We start from the raw sequence: 17,171 nt of genomic DNA, 5'->3' as shown, positions 1-17,171 counted from the left end.
TAAAGGTGATGATGAATTGAATTTAGAAATGCAGAGATTTAAAGCAGAATTTTTTAAAGCTTTGGCTCATCCATTAAGAATTCGTATTTTAGAAATTCTCGCCGAGGGAGAAAAAAGTGTCAATGAAATACAGACACTTGCGGGCAGTGAAGGTTCAGCTGTTTCACAGCAGCTGCAGGTACTAAGGGCGAAAAATATCGTATCGGGCACCAAGGATGGAAACAAAGTTATCTACACGTTAAAAGATCCTATGATCATCGACCTGTTAGCAGTAGCAAGACAAATTTTCAACAATCATTTGGTCGATACCATCACCATATTGGATAAATTTAAAGAAGAGGAAGAAATACCAGCAGTTACGCCGAAGAATTAAAATCTTCGGCTTTTTTCTATTTAAATAGTAAACTTGTCATGACTTTTTCATAAGGAAAGCCTAAATATTTTTCTTCAAAAAACGACATATGATTCTTGTTTTCCTCCTCATCAGATAGATTAATAAGTAAATTATTATTGTTAGAATAATAAAAAATCATGGGGTTAGCGAGAATCGTGTCAGTTTATGTCGCCTTTCCCTTCCTTGACATTCCTACTAAATAATGATAAATTTTAAACAGCCGTTACACAAGATTAGATTTATGTAATATGCTTGATCAAGGTTTTGACCGAAGTTTGGATGAAGTAATGAGTAAAGCTATCTGCGTTGTAATTTGGTGAATTTTACACATGGCTTTTTTCAAGCCAATAGGAGGATTTTTTTTTATGAAAAACGGTAAAGTAAAATGGTTTAATTCAGAAAAAGGTTTCGGATTCATCGAAGGAGAAGACGGAAACGACGTATTCGTACATTACTCTGCAATCCAAACTGAAGGTTTCAAAACTTTAGAAGAAGGCCAAGAAGTTTCTTTCGAAGTAGTTGAAGGAGCTCGTGGACCACAAGCTGCTAACGTAACTAAAAAGTAATTCTATCAAACTAACTATAACAGTCCGGTACTTGTGCCGGACTGTTTTTTATTGTCTCCCCACACAATGGATATTATCCCCCCAACTTCCAAAAAACATAACCCATTTCCAAGGCCAGCCTGCTATATATTTTGCTATAATAATAGTATTGTATAAACGTATTTAAAACATGGAGTGATGCAGATGAAATTTATCCATACCGCTGATTGGCATTTAGGAAAATTGGTACACGGCGTTTACATGACGGAAAATCAACGCGAGGTCCTATACCAATTCGTGGACGTAGTTGCGGAGGAGAAACCAGATGCAGTTGTCATTGCCGGTGATCTTTACGACCGTTCTGTTCCTCCTACCGATGCCGTTGAACTTCTTGACGAAATCCTTTTTAAAATAAATGTTGAATTAAAAACCCCGATTGTAGCCATTGCCGGAAATCATGACAGCGCGGAGCGCCTTTCGTTTGGCAGTTCATGGTACAAGCACAGCCAATTTTATTTATCAGGCAAACTCACGAACAGCTTTGATCCAGTCCGGATTAACGGGGTAAACTTTTATCTCGTACCGTACGCAGAGCCTGGGGTCGTACGCCAGCTTTTAGAGGATGACTCCATCCACTCCCATCAAGAAGCGATGAAGAGGATGATTGGCAAAATCGAAGAAACGTTAAACCCGAATGAACCGAATGTTTTGGTTGGACATGCCTTTGTATTAGGCGGAGTTCAATCCGATTCTGAACGAATCTTATCCGTTGGCGGCTCAGGATGCGTCGGCGCAGAATTGTTTGAGCCATTTTCTTATACGGCATTGGGCCACCTTCACAGCCCTGATGCGATTACCCACGAAAAGGTTAAATATTCTGGATCTCTGTTAAAATATTCTTTTTCCGAAGCCAAACAAAGAAAGTCTATTTCCATTATTGAAATGGATGAGAAGGGAAACTTTGAACACCGTTACCGTTCTCTTACTCCATCACATGATATGCGTGAGATGGAGGGATATCTTGAACAACTGCTCGACCCGCAATTTTATGAAAAAGAACGGACCCAAGACTATTTAAAAATTAACCTATTAGATGAAGGAGCTCTTATTGACCCAATTAATAAGCTGCGCCAAGTATACCCGAACGTGCTTCATTTAGAGCGGAAAATTGAGATGACCGATTTAAAGAAAAAACAATCCTTCAATGCCCTTCGGAGCGAGAAAAAGTCGGAAATCGATTTGTTTGAACAATTTTACAACGAGATGACAACGTCTGAATTTACAGTGGATAAAAAAGATGCCATGTCAGAAATCATCGATAAAGTGTTGAAGGGGGCAGGCGCAAGATGAGACCGTTAAAACTAACGATTAAAGCATTTGGCCCTTATGCTGAAACGGAAGTAATTGACTTTACGGAACTTGGCAATCGGACGATGTTCGTCATATCCGGAAAAACGGGTGCTGGAAAAACGACGATTTTTGATGCGATTAGCTATGCCATTTACGGTAAGGCAAGCGGCGAGGATCGTAACGGTCCCGAGCTTCGGAGTCAATTTGCCAAGGATGATTTGCTGACCGAGGTTTCTCTGGATTTTTCATTAAGAGGCAAGGTCTATTCCATTACCCGCTCGCCACAGCAGTTGAAACCAAAGGAAAAAGGTGACGGCTACACTTCAATTGGTGCAAAAGCCGAATTATATATGTGGGACGCCGAAGGGGAGAAAAAGCTGTTAGCTTCCAAAATCAACGATGTCGAGGAAAAAATTAAAGAAATCATGTTGATTGATGCCAATCAATTCCGGCAGATCTTAATGATACCTCAAGGCGAATTCCGCAAGCTTTTAACATCAGACAGTAAAGATAAGGAAGTCATATTGCAGCGGCTGTTCCATACGCAGCTTTATAAAATGGTTGAGGATAAGCTGAAAGAGGAAGCGAATGAACTGAAAAAGTCCGTTGAAGACCAAGTGCAGGCTAGGAACGAAGCCATTCGTCGGATTCAAGCAGTGACCAATGATGAACTACGGGAATATGTAGCAGCTGGAAGTGACAATGACACCATCATTATGCCGCTATTGACAGCTGAAATTGCCGGTATGGGGGAATTATTGGGGCAGTTGTCTGAAGAGTTAAAGGAAAAGGTAAAGCAGCAGGATGCTCTTAAAGGCATGTTGTTTGAAGCAGAAGAGACGCTTAAACAGCTGCAAAAGAAGGAAGAGCTGAAGGAAAAGAAGGCTCTTTTGGAATCTCAGGTTGATTTGTTCTTGGAAAAAGAAAGACAGGTTCAGCGTGCCCAAAAAGCGGCCCTTTTAGCCAAACAGGAAGAGTTATGCCATCGTTTGAAGAGCGAATTAGATCGATTAAATGCTAATGTTGCTACACTAAAAACGGAGGTAGGAAATTTAACTAGCCTCAAGGCACAGTCAGAAATAAGCCTCCAGATGGAACTTGAAAGAGAAGCAGACCGGCAAACAGCACAAGAGGAAGTAAACCGGTTAGTTAACATGAAAGAGGATGTTTATTCATTTGCATCTTTAATGAAAGAGGTTGGTAAGGTAGAAACCTCCTTGCAAACCGCAAGAAACAACCAGGTGAAAACGGAACGTAATCTTGAATTAACAGAACAACAGTTAAAACTCCTTCAGCAGCAAAAGGAGGAAATTGAAAAAGGCCAGCTGGCGTTTGTTGAAAATAAACAGCTGATTGAAAAACTGCAGTCAGAGCTTGAGCGTCTTGACAAATTTGAAAACTTGCTTGGCCGCCATCACAAGGCTAAACAGGAACTGCAAATAATTACAGGGCGATATGAAAATACGGCTGCCAGATTTCAAGATGCAAAGGCCCTTGTGGAACAACTGGAGCAAAAATGGCTGCATGGACAGGCTTCGCTTTTAGCCGCAAAATTGCACGAGGGGGAAGCTTGTCCAGTTTGCGGTTCTGAACATCACCCTGCTAAAGCCGTCCTGCACGATGGAAGTGTTCCAAGTGAAGAAGACATGAAGGCAGCGAAAGCACAAGCGGCTAAATGGGAAAAAGAAAAATCTTTTGATGAAGCAAAGCTTTATCAGTGCCAGTCTGCAGAAAATGCACAAAGGGAAACAGTAGAGGAAGTCCTAAAGGAAATTCGCGGTTACCGTGCTGAGTTCTCCGAACCTGATTTACCACTTCTGAAATCGGAGCTTCTCGCTGAGAAAAATAGTCTGCAGGAAACGCAACGAAAATTAGTGGAAAAAATGAATAAGCTCGATTTGGTTAAAAGGGAACTGGGTAATCAGGAATTAGAAAAACAAAAGCTGCAAAAGGCGATTCAACTATTAGGACAAGAAGTTTCGGAACTGACAGTTCAATATACTGAGAAGAAGACAATTCTGACTAGAATGATGAATACAATTCCGGAAAATCTTCGTTCTGAATCAGCATATGAAAAAGCACTCACCATTTCTAAAAACCGCTATGATGCGCTAATTAAACAGTTAGAAGAGGCACAACGGCATTTGCAATCCGTAAATGCAAAGCTTGCTGCCGAATCTGCAAGATTGCAGGACGCCGAGAAGCACTTTGATTCTAAACAGCAGGAATTAACCACTGAACGTGAGATTTTTAAGAATAAATTGGTGGAACAGGGCTTTGAAAACTATAATGTCTATCATGCGTCAAAACTTTCTGAAGCTGTGATTCGCGGCCTCGAAGCAGAGATTCGCGGGTTTAGGGAGGAATTACGTTCTGTTTCCGACCGATTGAATGAATTAACGGAAAAATTAATGAATGTGAAAACTCCAGATGTGGACGGGCTTAATAATGAGCTTGCGATCATTGACAGTGAAATAGCGGCGTTAAACCGCAATTATACGGACCTTTTTGTGAAAAAACGGGATAACGAAGAAATCTTCAACCGTGTGGAAAAATTAAATGAAAATATGAAGGTCCTTGAGGAACGTTATAAGCTGATTGGACATCTTTACGAGATTACGAAGGGCCAGAACAGCTTCCGGATTACCTTTGAACGGTATGTGTTGGCAGCTTTCTTGGATGATATTTTACAAGAAGCTAATCACAGATTGAGGAAAATGACCTCAGGCCGTTTCCAGTTGCTGCGAAAAACAGACCGTGCTAAAGGGAATGCCCAAAGTGGCTTGGAATTGTTGGTGTTTGACCAATATACAGGCCAGGAACGCCACGTTAAAACATTATCAGGCGGAGAAAGCTTTAAGGCTTCCTTGTCGCTTGCGCTTGGGCTGGCTGACGTGGTACAAAACTATGCCGGCGGGGTTTCGCTCGAGACCATGTTTATCGATGAAGGATTCGGTACACTCGACCCTGAATCACTTGAACAGGCGATTGAAGCGTTAATGGATATCCAAAGCAGCGGGCGCTTGGTCGGAATCATTTCGCACGTTCCAGAATTAAAGGAACGTATTGATGCAAGACTTGAGGTTATCGCGGGGCAAGCCGGGAGCCGGACGGAGTTTGTGTTTACGAATTAAACAAAAGCGAGTGGGGAAACCCACTCGCTATTTTTCGTATTTATCTAAATGGAAAAAGGTTAAACTACCATTAGTTTTTAAAATGGCTGGAGGGATAACATGTCAGACTTTTGTCCAATATTGTGGCCGGAAGAGCCAACTCCGGAAGACTTAAAAAACTGCAGTGAGTGCGGCTTAGATAAGCATGGTTCACGGATGGTTTGGGGAGAGGGGAACCCCGATGCCCCGATTATGATAATTCTTGATAACCCGGGAGCCCGCGAGGACAGGGAAGGAAATCCATTCGTATGTGGGACTAGGCAAACTCTTCAAAAGGCTGCCCATCATGTTGGTTTCACCATGGACGATTTGTACGTGACCTTTATTTTAAAAAGAAAACCGGTAAGAGCCTATGACAAAGAACATGCGCGTGAAACATGCATGATTCATCTGAAGCAGCAGCTCGAGGAAAAACAGCCTAAGCTGATTCTTTGCTTTGGAAACGTAGCGGTTCAATCCTTTTTCGGCAATCCGGAAGCAGAGGTAAAATTGCTTCGTGGTGCCATTCATGAAATTAAGGGTTACCCTGCTGCGGTCGGCTATCATCCCTTAGCAGTCAGACGCCGTCCTAATCTTTGGCCAGTATTTTTGGAGGATTGGAAGGTTGCTGCAGAATACTACCATTCAAAAAGCGGCACTCATTAACAAGCGCCGCTTTTTTTAGAATGTTAGGAAACCATATTCATGGATTGATTAATAAATATGAATGATCCCGCTTGAAACATCAAGATCAACAGCATGCCTTCCAGACCCATGTGTGCCATTGATGCTGTCTTTATCCTGGACTTTTTCTTTCAATGGCAAGTCGCATTTAATCAAGCCGCTGCTAAACCCGCCATCTAATTTAAAATCAGCATCATCGGGCAGGTCAAGATTAACTAAACCTGAGCTGACATCCATTTTGACGGAATCTGTTAATTCATCAACTTGAACCGCCAGCTTCCCCGAGCTGACGTCGGCTGCTAATGCACCAGAATAATGCTTAATGTCGAGAACTCCAGAACTGAGATCAAATATACCTTTATCAGCTTTAACAGAATTAATGTCTGCCTTTCCTGATGATACGCCCTGATTAAGCTCTTTCACATCGAGATTGTTAAGCTTTATATATCCAGATCCGATATCAACAGTTAATTTTTGTAATTGCATTGGTTTTGTTTTGGATTCTCCGGAAAAAGTTAAATATCCGGATCCAAGATCAATGGTCATATCTCTATTGTATTCCTGCGGAATGTAGATTTTTAGATTACTTTTGTTATTACCCCAATTGAACCATGTAAACCATTTGCTCTTTAGCGATACCTCTACAGCATCCCCATTTTCTTTAACAGTCAGCTTTTGTTTGCCTTCATAAACGGCCTTTAAATCTTGCCGATCTTGAGGAATAATCTCTGTACTAACACTTCCAACATCCACCTTGATAACCTTCGTATTATCGGTAATGGCAGCCTGCGTACCATTTTTACCAGACCCGAATACATCAAAGGTGTAGGATTGGTTAAACACAATATATAAACCGGTTATAACCAATAGTAGTATTAAAATTCTTTTCATTAAATTCATCCCCTTTTTCTTTATACATCTTCTATATATAGCATAAGAAATCCTTTGATTTTCCACGATGTACCAGGGGTTTATTTTCAACTAAGACTTGAGGTGTATTTATAATTGGTAAAGAAGCCGTCCCAATTTAAACTGAATAACTTCAGGAAATTTACAATTATGAAAATTTGAAGGAAAATATAATTAGATTGCGGTGGCTAAGTTTGGAAGGTTAAATTGTATAAGCAATTGATATTTAAACTATATATAAATAAACAAATGAATGGATTAAAGAAGTGGCCGCTTAAAGCAGGAGTTCCCATTAATGATTGAAAGGTGAGGATTAACATTACGAAGATTTGCATCGTACGACACGGGGAAACTGAATGGAACGCTATAGGAAGACTACAAGGAAGATCGGATATCCCCTTAAATGCGAAAGGGATCAAGCAGGCCGAGGAAAGTGGAGAATACCTAAAAAATTCACAATGGGATGTTATTATAACCAGTCCATTACAACGAGCAAAAAAGACAGCGGAAATCATCAATACTTATATAAATGTTCCTTTAGTTGTGATGGACGATTTTAAGGAAAAGTCCTTCGGTGACGCAGAAGGAATGACAATTGAAGAAATTAGGACTGCTTTCCCTGACAGAAATTATACGAATCAAGAAAGTGCAGATGCCCTGATTAAACGTCTTATGGGAGGACTGGAAAAAATTAAACACAACTACGAGGATAAAAACGTTTTGCTAGTCGCCCACGGCGCCGTTATCAATGCCATTCTCGCCCATTTGTCAGATGGGGAATTAGGCTACGGAAAGTCGAGGATTGATAACGCTTGCCTTAATGATATTCATTTTGAGGAAAATGGCTGGGTCATTAAAGCTTATAATCGGGTTGAACATCTTTCTCTTGATGAATAGGTGGTCGCCAGTTTATGGTGAAATAAAAAATTACTAAAAGGAATTAACTTTATGATACAAAAAATAGATATGAAAAATTTAAGTACAGCTAAGGACCTATATAACCTGCAAAGGGCCGCTTATCTAGTAGAAGCAGGAATAGTAGGCTTTAATGATATCCCGCCTCTTAAGGAGAGCTTTGAAGAATTTCTGAATTCTAGTGAATCTTTTATAGGCTATTTTGAAATGGAGGAACTTACTGGAGCAGTTTCATATGAAATCGAAGGGAAAGAACTAACGATTTGCCGAATGGTAGTAGATCCTAAACACTTTAGAAAGGGTATTGCCGAGAAACTTTTAAATGCTGTTGAGGACATCGACCAGAATATACAGGTATTTAGGGTTTCCACTGGAAAGGACAATCAACCTGCCAAAAATTTATATCAAAAAAATGGCTTTAAATTGGTGGAGGATATGGAGGTAGCACCAGGCTTTTTCATTAGTCATTTTGAAAAAAGAAGACCATAACAGAGGAATTTAAGGAGGGGTGTCTAAAAGTAACGGGTTCTGTTTTAGGGTGCAAAACAAGAAATAAACCAGAAAAAGTAAAATAAGCGGAATTTTTGCGGCTAAATGCAGAATGGAGCTTGTTTCGGTGTAAATAAGGGGAATTTTTCCGCTTACGCAAAGAAAAAACTCATATTTTCGAATTTTTCGAGTCCATAGGCGGAATCTCTCCGTCTATTTCGGCCTTTTTTAATAATAATTACTAATTAAGCGGAATTTTTCCCTCTATTTATCAGGTCGAGTGCTAACCCTGACTCCCCAACCGATAAGTGCTGACCCTCTTAGTCTAAGAGTCAGCCCTTTATCAAAACGTTACGAACTCTTGTATAGTACATCTTCTTTCATCGGTAGTTTCGTTGAATCTGCCTCCGGTGAATTTAGAAATGGTACTCCTCCCAAAAGCCTTGGCCGGTTCGTTCTTCTCGATTTGAGTGACTCGCCACTTCCCAGGGAAGAGAGTGAAAATTTCATTTGCGGCTATTTTTCCAAAGCCGTTCCCGGAATATTTCCGAATGATAAAGAATTCTAGAATTGTATTAGGTTCTGATTCTGTGGTACTTTCTACTAAAGCAAACCCTATGAGTTCTTCATTTTTTTTTATAAAAAGTGGATGGTGGATGGGACTGCTCCAATATGGTGTTAAATCAAAGGGCTTATAAGTGCCATTTTCCTCCAAAGTGATAGCAGGTATAAATTGGCTGAATTCGTAAATATAAAATTGAATGAGATTATGCAGGGTTTGTTCTTCTTCCTTTAAAACCTTCACTAGTTTAATCATCTTTTGTTCCTCCTAGTCTTAATACATATAGGATTTGACATGGCGGGTCGATATCCTTTTAAAATAAATTAAATAATTGTATTCGTTAAGGGGTGAAAAGGATTGACTGTGCAAAAGGTGGGAATCGATGCAGGCGGTTCTTTAGTAAAAATTGCTTTTCAAGAACGTGGTGTAATGCATTATAAAAAATATCCAATCGGTGAATTGGAGTCTGCTATTACCTGGTTAAAAGCGGCTGCCCCGAATGTAATAGCTGCTTTAACAGGCGGAAAGGCTCATATTTTGCAGGAAAAGTTTTTCCCGAACGGCACGATTGTTCCTGAGTTTCAGGCAACTTGTGAAGGGGTCAGGCTATTTTTACTAGAAGAGGGAAAAAGAATGACGGATCCATTTATCATCGTCAACATAGGGACAGGAACTTCCTGGCATTTGGTGGATGGGGAAAAGTATGAGCGCATTTTAGGGAGCGGCATGGGCGGGGGAACCTTCATGGGACTTGGTATGCTTCTAACGAATGAACCCGATTTTTATCGGCTGTCTGAATTGGCCGTAACGGGACAAAAGGAAAACCTTGACTTACTGGTGAAGGATATTTATGAGTCCGATGCGCCTCCGATAAATGGTGACCTGACTGCGGCAAATTTTGCGAAAGGTTTGAGCGTGAAGCATTCTCCAGCCGATAGAATGGCCGCTGTAACAAATATGGTTGCGGAAACGATTATGCTATTAACGCTGCAGGCAGCGGCTATTCATAAGGTGAAAGAGATTGTTCTTATCGGAAGTTCGCTAATCGGAAATCAAATGATGTCACAGACACTTGAAAAATATATGATGATGCTTGGGCTGCAATCGACTTTTTTGAAAAATGGTGAATACAGCGGGGCGGTAGGGGCATTTCTTTCTATTTAAGATGAAGTGATGATTGAAAAAGTCCTTCACCCACTAAAGTTTGTCCCATAAAGTTCGCTTGAACAATCCCCTTATAAAGGCTACAGTAGAGAAGAAGACCATTAAAGAAGGTGGCAAGCTTGGAAAAGAGATATTTTACGATTGGAATGGCGGGGCATATTGACCATGGGAAAACATCCTTAACGAAGGCTCTGACCAATGTTGATACAGACCGATTAAAAGAAGAGAAAGAGCGGCAAATCTCGATAGAACTCGGATTTGCTCCATTATATGAAGATGAGGAAATCCAGATTTCCGTTATCGATGTCCCCGGGCACGAACGCTTCATTCGCCAGATGATTGCCGGAGTTGCCGGAATTGATCTGGTGGTACTGGTTGTGGCAGCCGATGAAGGTGTCATGCCGCAAACGAAAGAACATCTCGAAATCTTAAAATTTCTCGGTGTCAAAAACGGGATCATCGCTATTACAAAAATCGACCGGGTAGACGAAGAATTCATTGAACTTGTACAGGATGATATTTTAGCAGAACTGCAAGGCACTGTATTTGAGGATGCACCATTTGTTTTAATTGACAGTTTATCTAAAAAAGGAATTGAAGAAATAAAACAGCTAATCATTAAAAAGCTCAAGGAACAAGAGATGCGCGATGCCAAAGGAGCGTTCCGCCTGCCGATTGACCAGGTGTTTACTGTGAAAGGGCAGGGGACAGTTGTCCGCGGCACGGTTTATGAAGGCACGGTGGAAGAGGGGCAGGCTTTAAAAATCATGCCTAAAGGGCTGGAGGTCCGGGCCCGGCAGATTCAAGTTCATCACAAACCTTCCCAGAAAGCCTACGCCGGACAACGTGCAGCAATTAACCTGTCAGGAGTCTCAAAAGAGGATTTGGAACGCGGTGAAGTGCTTGTTTCCTCGGAGCATTTTATTGTAACCAGAATAATAGATGTCGCCATTCGTGTTGTAGAGGAATTGGAGCATTTAATCAAGCAGCGGATGCCGATTAAACTGCATATTGGGACAGCCGAAGTAATGGGACGAATTGTCTTTTTTGACCGAAATGAAATCAAAGAAGAGAACGGAGAAATCCTTTGCCAACTTAGACTTGAGGAAGAAATCCTGACCAAACGCGGCGATCGTTTCATCTTAAGACGGCCAAGCCCGACAGAAACGATTGGCGGCGGCTGGGTTATTGATCCTAGGGGAAATAAGTATCGCTTCGGAGAGCAAACGATTGGGGAACTGGAGAAGAAAAAAGTCGGCACGCCTAAAGAACGGATAACAGCCGCTCTGTTGGAAGCGAAAAGCCTCTCATTACCAGAATTAATCAAACGAACTGCCTTGGACGAAGAAACCTTATCCGAGCATCTCCAGGATGATGAATTTATTCTTTTTAATGGAAAGGAATATACATTACAACAGTTAATCCAGTCTATCGAAGAAGATATTTATGACAAACTGCAGGATTATCATCATATAAATCCAATGAAGCAAGGTGTCAATAAAGCTGAAATTCTGCAATCGATGCAAAAAAAATTCTCAAAATCTCTTCTTGATTATGTAGTAGAAAATGCGATTTCTAAAAAGGTATTTAACCGGAGGGAACAGTTTGTCTCGCTGGCTGAGTTTTCACCGCATGTTCCAAAAAACTGGGCAAAACGGACGGAAAATCTGCTCGCTGAATTGAAAAAGGATGAGTTAAAAGTTCGCTATTTAAAAGACTATTTATCGGATGCAGGCATTCCGGATTCTCTGGAAGGGGATTTACGAAGATTCCTAGAAGACCAAGAGTTGATTGTGTTGCTCGATGATCAGTTTGCTTATCATGGAGATGTTTTTAAAGAAGCCGTTCATAAACTTCAAAATGCTACAGGGCCCGAATTTGAAGTGGGTGAAGCGAAAGAGGTCCTTGACCTTTCACGCAAGTACATGATTCCGTTTTTGGAAAAGCTAGATGCAAAAGGTTTTACAAAACGAGTCGAGAATAAGCGAGTTTGGAAAAATAAATAGAGAAAAGCCTCTGCCAAATCCCAAGATGCAGAGGCTTTTTTTCACGCTTACGATAAAAACTCAGCTGGGTTTAACCCGAGTTCGTGGCAGATATCAACGACCATCTGCTTTTCATTATGGTCAAAGTTCCCATCAGCATAGCCGATGGCAATGCAATAGCGGGCGACCAGGCGGGCAATTTCCGGTTTTGTGCGAATTTTCCCAAGTGCCCGTAATGCTTCGGCACGGCCAAGCATTCGGTCATTTTCAATCCTGGAGACGAAAAAGTTGAATCTTTGAATGACTTTGGTGGTATCAAATACCCGCAATTCTTCACTTTGATTAACAAAGTCGACCATCTTTTGCCGTTCAGAAGCATCTAAATAACCATCTGCCATGGCTACCAATGCACAAGCGGCAACGACGGCATCTAATACATCCTGACTCTTGTAGCGATTAAATAATTCCTGGGCTCGTCTTTTTTGCGTGTTAGCCCATTCCGCGTAGTCTGTTTGCGAAGGGGACCAATTACTACCACAGCTATTGCAGGTGAATTTTAATTGGTTATGTCCAATAAACCCGCCTAGCAAGCCGACAGGACCAAGAATTAAGCCACCAATTGCCGCTTTGCCCAAACCAAACCCTTTTTTGCCGGTACGTACATTTGAAGAATGACAACGTGGGCAAACGATATCATCGCCCCCATATGTAGACCGCTGGTTTGTTGAAGAAGCGAATGGTTGAGACGGAAAGCCAAAAGCAGGCTGTCGCTGTGCAGAATCCGGCTGAAGATGGATCGGCTGCTGGGATGTATGTTGGCTTTGCGGGTATGGATCATATTGAGTTTGATTTTGGCGATACGGATCATAATTATTATAATTTTGGCTCCCGTTCTGCGCGGAAAAGGACTGCGTTTGATAGGAATTATTGCTCTGACTTTGATAAGGATTTCCCGTGTACTGATTGGGTGAGCCTGGTTGAACTGAATTACCGGACTGGCGGTCAGACTGCTGAACCGGAGCAGAATAGGACGAATTGACAGGGGGATCATCAACTGTTACCCCAAAATTTCCACAAAGGGCCGCTAATCCGCCTTGAAATCCGCTGCCAATGGCATTAAATTTCCATTCTCCGTTATGACGATATATTTCCGCTGCGACAATCGCGGTTTCAACTGTAAAATCCCTACCTAGACTAAATCTCAATAATTCTTCATTGTTTTCCTCATTAAATATTCGAACATAGGAATCCGATACTTGTCCGAAATTTTGTCGCTTCGCCTGGGCATCATGAATTGTAATGGTAAAGGCGATACGGTGGATGTGAGCCGGTACCCGGTTTAAATCAATTCGTATTTGCTCGTCGTCCTTAACGCCGGAGCCTATTCGATTATCGCCGCTATAAATAATGGCTCCATTCCCTCCGGATGGATTATTGTAAAAAACAAAATCCTGATCGCCTTGTACTTTTCCTGATGGACCTAATAAAAAAGCGGATGCATCCAAATCAAAATTCGATCCGTTTTGATTGATATTCCAACCCAATCCCACAACAACTTTTTGAAGGCCTGGGTGAGATTTGGTTAAATCCACTTTTTGACCTTTGCTTAATGTAACACCCACATTTTTCACTCCTTATTTTTTAAAACAATCTAACCCATATAAATCCATTTAAGAATAGGGAGAAACATACTGAATACATATAACAGTTTCTACGAAATAGTCCTAAAAAAGTTTCATTTAAATTAAATAAAAAGGACTAACCTGAGTAATCTTCAGCTTTTTCTTAATTTTTGTTTTCGAAGTCAGCCTGGATAAAATGAAATAATAAAGAAGGCACGCTTGAACCAGCGTGCTTTTTCGAAAGTTGATATAGTGTTGGCGTTATTTTTTAAATGGCCACCAGTTGGCTTCTCCAAAGGTGCGCACCATCACTGGTACAAACAGTGGAAGAACCACTAGGGCGTATAAGGCAAGACCGATTAATAGAATCGTAGCAATTTCTAGTAATGATAAAACACCGGAAGGCATCATCGCCGCGAACGTTCCGCCTAAGATGACAGCTGCTGAAACGATGACTGTCCCCATCTTCTTCATTGATTCAAGGATGGCTTTTTCAACAGGTAAATCACGATACTCGTTAAAGCGATCCATTAAGAAAATACTGTAGTCGATTCCAAGCGCAACGAGAATTACGAAGGCAAAGAATGGTACAGCCCAGCTGATGCCTGTGTATCCTAGCCAGTTTACAAAAATATATTCAGAGATTGACATTGATGTATAGTAGGTTAAGACCAAAGAGCCGATTAGGTAAATTGGCATTATCAATGAACGGAGCAGAATAATCAGGATGATTCCGATTCCTGCAAGCATTAAAATAACGGTTCTGGAATAGTCGCCTTTGGAAATGGTATCCAAATCATGGTGCATGCTTGATACACCGCCAATTGCAACCTTTGCATTTTCCAGCTTGGTGTCTTTAACAGCACGTTTTACAGCATCTTTAATGACTGGTATTCTGTTTATCGCCTCATTAGAGTATGGATTCTTATTAAAGACAACATCAATCGTCATGACCTTGCGATCCTTTGACATATAGGCATTCAGCACTTTCGAAAAATCATTGCTGTCCAAAACATCCTGAGGGATATAAAAACCATTTTTCTGCTGCTTGGATACATCGGCCAAATAATCTTGGGCACTTACCAGCCCATTTGAGACTTGGTTTAATCCATCGGCACTTTGATTTAACCCGTCAGAAAGCTGGTTAATTTGGCTGCCGATATTTTCAAACCCGGAAAGCAGTTCCTGCTGGCCATTATTGATGCCATCAAGACCGCCGGTAAACTTCGGCATGTTTGCGACGATTTGTCCCTGGCCGTCTTCCATTTGATATAGTCCGGACTCAAGTGCTTCAATACCCGGAAGGAGCTGTTCCATACCTCTGATTAACTGTTCTTGTCCGGAAATTAGTTTCGCAAATTCGCTATTGGCCGTATTAAGACCGTTTTGTGCTTCTTTAAGGCCTGCGTTAAGTTGATTCAAGCCTGCAGCTAACTGCTGTGCTGCCGCGTAGGCCCCAGGTGCAGCCGGCTTACCTGGAATGCCTTCAATTGTCGCCTTAATAGTTTGGTAGTCTTGACTATTCTGGACAATCGGATAATCTGTTTCCAACTGATTAAAATTAGCTTGCAAATTAAGGCTGCTGCTTAGTAATTCCAACCCAGCGGCCGTTTTTTGATAATTGCTTAATAGGGTGCCCAGCCCAGTTTCTGTTTGTTGATAGCCCGCAAGTAATTGTTTGCTTCCATCTAAAGCTTTTTGAGAATTGATTTTGATTTGGGTAAGGCCTTCTTTTATTTGTGTTGAACCTAAAGAACCTTGTTTAAGTCCTGTTTCGATATCTGAAAGGCCGCTTTGAACCTTGGCCAGATTCGTTTTAATTTCATTCGTGCCAGAGATTAATTGGCTGATTCCAGCTGTTGCCTGCTCCATTTTTGGCTGATTAGCTGCCATCTGGCTGCTTGCTTCAGATAGCCCGCCGCTGATTTGTTTAATCCCGTCATTTCCTTTGCCAAGTCCGTCCTCAAGGCTTGCCACCTGCTTGGAAATATAAAAATCGTCAATTGGTTTGCCGGTCGGGCGGGTGACAGAACGGACGGTTTTGACATCATTGACTTTTTTGAGTTCTTGGCTGATTTTTTCGGTAATTGACAAATATTCCGTGGTGTTCATTTTATCGTCATTTTTAATGACAATTTGTGTCGGCATAGATTCACCAGGACCGAATGAATCCGCGATTAAATTAAAACCCTTAATAGATGGATATTCATTGCTGATTTCTTCAAGCGAATTAAATGATAATTGATCCTTATACGTGAATAAGAAAGGTATTGCGATAATGGCAACAAGAATAAACGCAATCAATGGACGTTTCAGGGCAAAGTTCCCCATTACACCCCATAGCTTACTATCGCCATGCTCAAGCTTGCCTTTTGCCGGCCAAAACAATTTTTTTCCAAGGACTGCCATGAAAAATGGCACCACCGTGATGAGTGCGATTAATAAAATCGCTACTCCAACGGCCACAGCGGCGGCGGATTTGTATAGCTGGAAGGTGGATAAACCTATCGAAGCAAAGCCGATTAAAACAGCGACACCGCTAAAAAAGACCGTTTTTCCAGCTGTTTTGTATGTTTTAACGATGGCCTCTGTTACATTTTCACCCGCAGACAATTCCTCTTTAAAGCGGCTTAAGAGCAGGATGCAATAATCCGTTCCAATCCCGAAGAGGACGGCAACCAAGAAAATCTGTGTAAAGGTTGATAATGGAAAGTTCACTTTATCTACTAAAATAGCAACAATGGATTGAGCTGTCAGATAGCTAAATCCTACCGTTATCAAAGGAATAATAGGGGCCACTGCTGATCTGAAGACAAGCAGCAGCACGGCTAAAATGAAAACTACCGTTATGCCTTCGGTTTTTTTCAGTCCTTCCTGAGAGTTTGTGACGAGGTCCTCGCCAATCACCCAGCCGCCTGTATAGTAATGATCAAGTTTGACATCATCAATCGCTTTATTTAATTCTTTGACAATTTCCTTTGCTTCTCTATTATTTGAAGTCACTTTAATGGAAACTAGGATTGTTTTGCCGTCCTTTGAAACTAGCTGGCCCTTTAGTTCCTCTTGGGTGAAATGGGTGAGGATTTCAGTGATTCCGAGCGTCTCTTTATTTCTATCTAGTTCTTTGACAGCTTTTTCAGCATCAGCGAAGTCGTCCTTCGTTAATTTTTTTTCGCTATAGAAGACAAGCGCCGTTTGCAGGGAATTACCCTTATTTTCACTCGACTGAACATCCTTGAGAATTTTTTCGGCAAGGGTGGAGGGGTAGCCTTCTGGAACGGAAATTTGTCCTTTCTCTCGAACGAGATTTTCCATATTTGGCGCAGCCATAAAAAGCGCAGCGATGACTGCAATCCAAGCGATTAAGATAAACCATTTCCCCTTAATGATGGCTCTCACT

13 protein-coding genes are annotated in these 17,171 nt (G+C 41.3%); 9 read left to right on the top strand and 4 right to left on the bottom strand.

Going from position 1 to position 17,171, the window contains the following annotated elements; genetic code table 11:
• Window positions 1-16 precede the first annotated feature (16 nt).
• From ACNQGS_RS24190 to ACNQGS_RS24170, 5 genes are all read left to right on the top strand, one after another.
• Window positions 17-373, top strand: a complete 357-nt coding sequence (locus ACNQGS_RS24190) for an ArsR/SmtB family transcription factor (RefSeq protein WP_491489553.1) — start codon at window positions 17-19, stop codon at window positions 371-373.
• 386 nt (window positions 374-759) lie between these two features.
• Window positions 760-960: a cold-shock protein gene (locus ACNQGS_RS24185; RefSeq protein WP_042463935.1), complete on the top strand. Its 201-nt coding sequence runs from the start codon at window positions 760-762 to the stop codon at window positions 958-960.
• A gap of 183 nt (window positions 961-1,143) precedes the next feature.
• Complete coding sequence (locus ACNQGS_RS24180) at window positions 1,144-2,289, top strand: exonuclease SbcCD subunit D (protein WP_491489552.1); 1,146 nt, start codon at window positions 1,144-1,146, stop codon at window positions 2,287-2,289.
• Window positions 2,286-5,423: an AAA family ATPase gene (locus tag ACNQGS_RS24175; RefSeq protein WP_491489551.1), complete on the top strand. Its 3,138-nt coding sequence runs from the start codon at window positions 2,286-2,288 to the stop codon at window positions 5,421-5,423. Before ACNQGS_RS24180 ends, ACNQGS_RS24175 begins: the two co-directional genes overlap by 4 nt.
• A 99-nt stretch (window positions 5,424-5,522) precedes the next feature.
• Window positions 5,523-6,107, top strand: coding sequence for a uracil-DNA glycosylase (locus ACNQGS_RS24170; RefSeq protein ID WP_491489550.1), 585 nt, complete (start codon window positions 5,523-5,525; stop codon window positions 6,105-6,107).
• Between the two features lie 48 nt (window positions 6,108-6,155).
• On the opposite strand, the gene liaG is transcribed toward ACNQGS_RS24170, so the two are convergent.
• The gene (gene liaG / locus ACNQGS_RS24165; protein ID WP_491489549.1) at window positions 6,156-7,016 is read right to left on the bottom strand and encodes a LiaG family protein; all 861 of its coding nucleotides are present in this window, start codon (window positions 7,014-7,016) and stop codon (window positions 6,156-6,158) included.
• 336 nt (window positions 7,017-7,352) lie between these two features.
• Here liaG and ACNQGS_RS24160 point away from each other — a divergent pair, with 336 nt between their 5' ends.
• Window positions 7,353-7,931, top strand: coding sequence for a histidine phosphatase family protein (locus tag ACNQGS_RS24160; protein WP_491489568.1), 579 nt, complete (start codon window positions 7,353-7,355; stop codon window positions 7,929-7,931).
• A gap of 69 nt (window positions 7,932-8,000) precedes the next feature.
• Window positions 8,001-8,438 carry a GNAT family N-acetyltransferase gene (locus tag ACNQGS_RS24155; protein ID WP_491489548.1) on the top strand — a complete coding sequence of 146 codons (438 nt, stop codon included), beginning with the start codon at window positions 8,001-8,003 and terminating at the stop codon, window positions 8,436-8,438.
• A 343-nt stretch (window positions 8,439-8,781) separates the two neighbouring features.
• On the opposite strand, the gene ACNQGS_RS24150 is transcribed toward ACNQGS_RS24155, so the two are convergent.
• Window positions 8,782-9,255, bottom strand: coding sequence for a GNAT family N-acetyltransferase (locus ACNQGS_RS24150; protein WP_491489547.1), 474 nt, complete (start codon window positions 9,253-9,255; stop codon window positions 8,782-8,784).
• Window positions 9,256-9,363: 108 nt separating this feature from the next.
• Between ACNQGS_RS24150 and coaW the strand changes: the two genes are divergently transcribed.
• Together coaW and selB are read left to right on the top strand one after the other, a co-directional pair.
• The gene (coaW, locus tag ACNQGS_RS24145; protein WP_491489567.1) at window positions 9,364-10,164 is read left to right on the top strand and encodes a type II pantothenate kinase; all 801 of its coding nucleotides are present in this window, start codon (window positions 9,364-9,366) and stop codon (window positions 10,162-10,164) included.
• Between the two features lie 119 nt (window positions 10,165-10,283).
• Entirely contained in the window at window positions 10,284-12,170 is a 1,887-nt protein-coding gene (gene selB / locus ACNQGS_RS24140) for a selenocysteine-specific translation elongation factor (protein ID WP_491489546.1), read from the top strand.
• Window positions 12,171-12,217: 47 nt separating this feature from the next.
• Here the strand turns inward: selB and ACNQGS_RS24135 are convergent, their stop codons facing one another.
• On the bottom strand, window positions 12,218-13,771 hold the full coding sequence (locus tag ACNQGS_RS24135; RefSeq protein ID WP_491489545.1) for a TerD family protein: 1,554 nt from the start codon (window positions 13,769-13,771) through the stop codon (window positions 12,218-12,220).
• Window positions 13,772-14,032: 261 nt separating this feature from the next.
• Window positions 14,033-17,170 carry an MMPL family transporter gene (locus ACNQGS_RS24130; RefSeq protein ID WP_491489544.1) on the bottom strand — a complete coding sequence of 1,046 codons (3,138 nt, stop codon included), beginning with the start codon at window positions 17,168-17,170 and terminating at the stop codon, window positions 14,033-14,035.
• Window position 17,171: the final 1 nt, after the last annotated feature.

The organism is Neobacillus sp. PVCKKU3 (genome assembly GCF_058323225.1).
The sequence above is the reverse complement of the archived record's forward strand: the minus strand, read 5'-3'. Positions and strand labels throughout refer to the sequence as shown.

Bases quoted from the DNA above. Each gene is read 5' to 3' on its own strand.
- ACNQGS_RS24170 (WP_491489550.1), top strand. From the start codon at position 5,523: ATGTCAGACTTTTGTCCAATATTGTGGCCGGAAGAGCCAACTCCGGAA.
- liaG (WP_491489549.1), bottom strand. From the start codon at position 7,016: ATGAAAAGAATTTTAATACTACTATTGGTTATAACCGGTTTATATATT.
- ACNQGS_RS24180 (WP_491489552.1), top strand. From the start codon at position 1,144: ATGAAATTTATCCATACCGCTGATTGGCATTTAGGAAAATTGGTACAC.
- ACNQGS_RS24155 (WP_491489548.1), top strand. From the start codon at position 8,001: ATGAAAAATTTAAGTACAGCTAAGGACCTATATAACCTGCAAAGGGCC.
- ACNQGS_RS24150 (WP_491489547.1), bottom strand. From the start codon at position 9,255: ATGATTAAACTAGTGAAGGTTTTAAAGGAAGAAGAACAAACCCTGCAT.
- ACNQGS_RS24175 (WP_491489551.1), top strand. From the start codon at position 2,286: ATGAGACCGTTAAAACTAACGATTAAAGCATTTGGCCCTTATGCTGAA.
- ACNQGS_RS24185 (WP_042463935.1), top strand. From the start codon at position 760: ATGAAAAACGGTAAAGTAAAATGGTTTAATTCAGAAAAAGGTTTCGGA.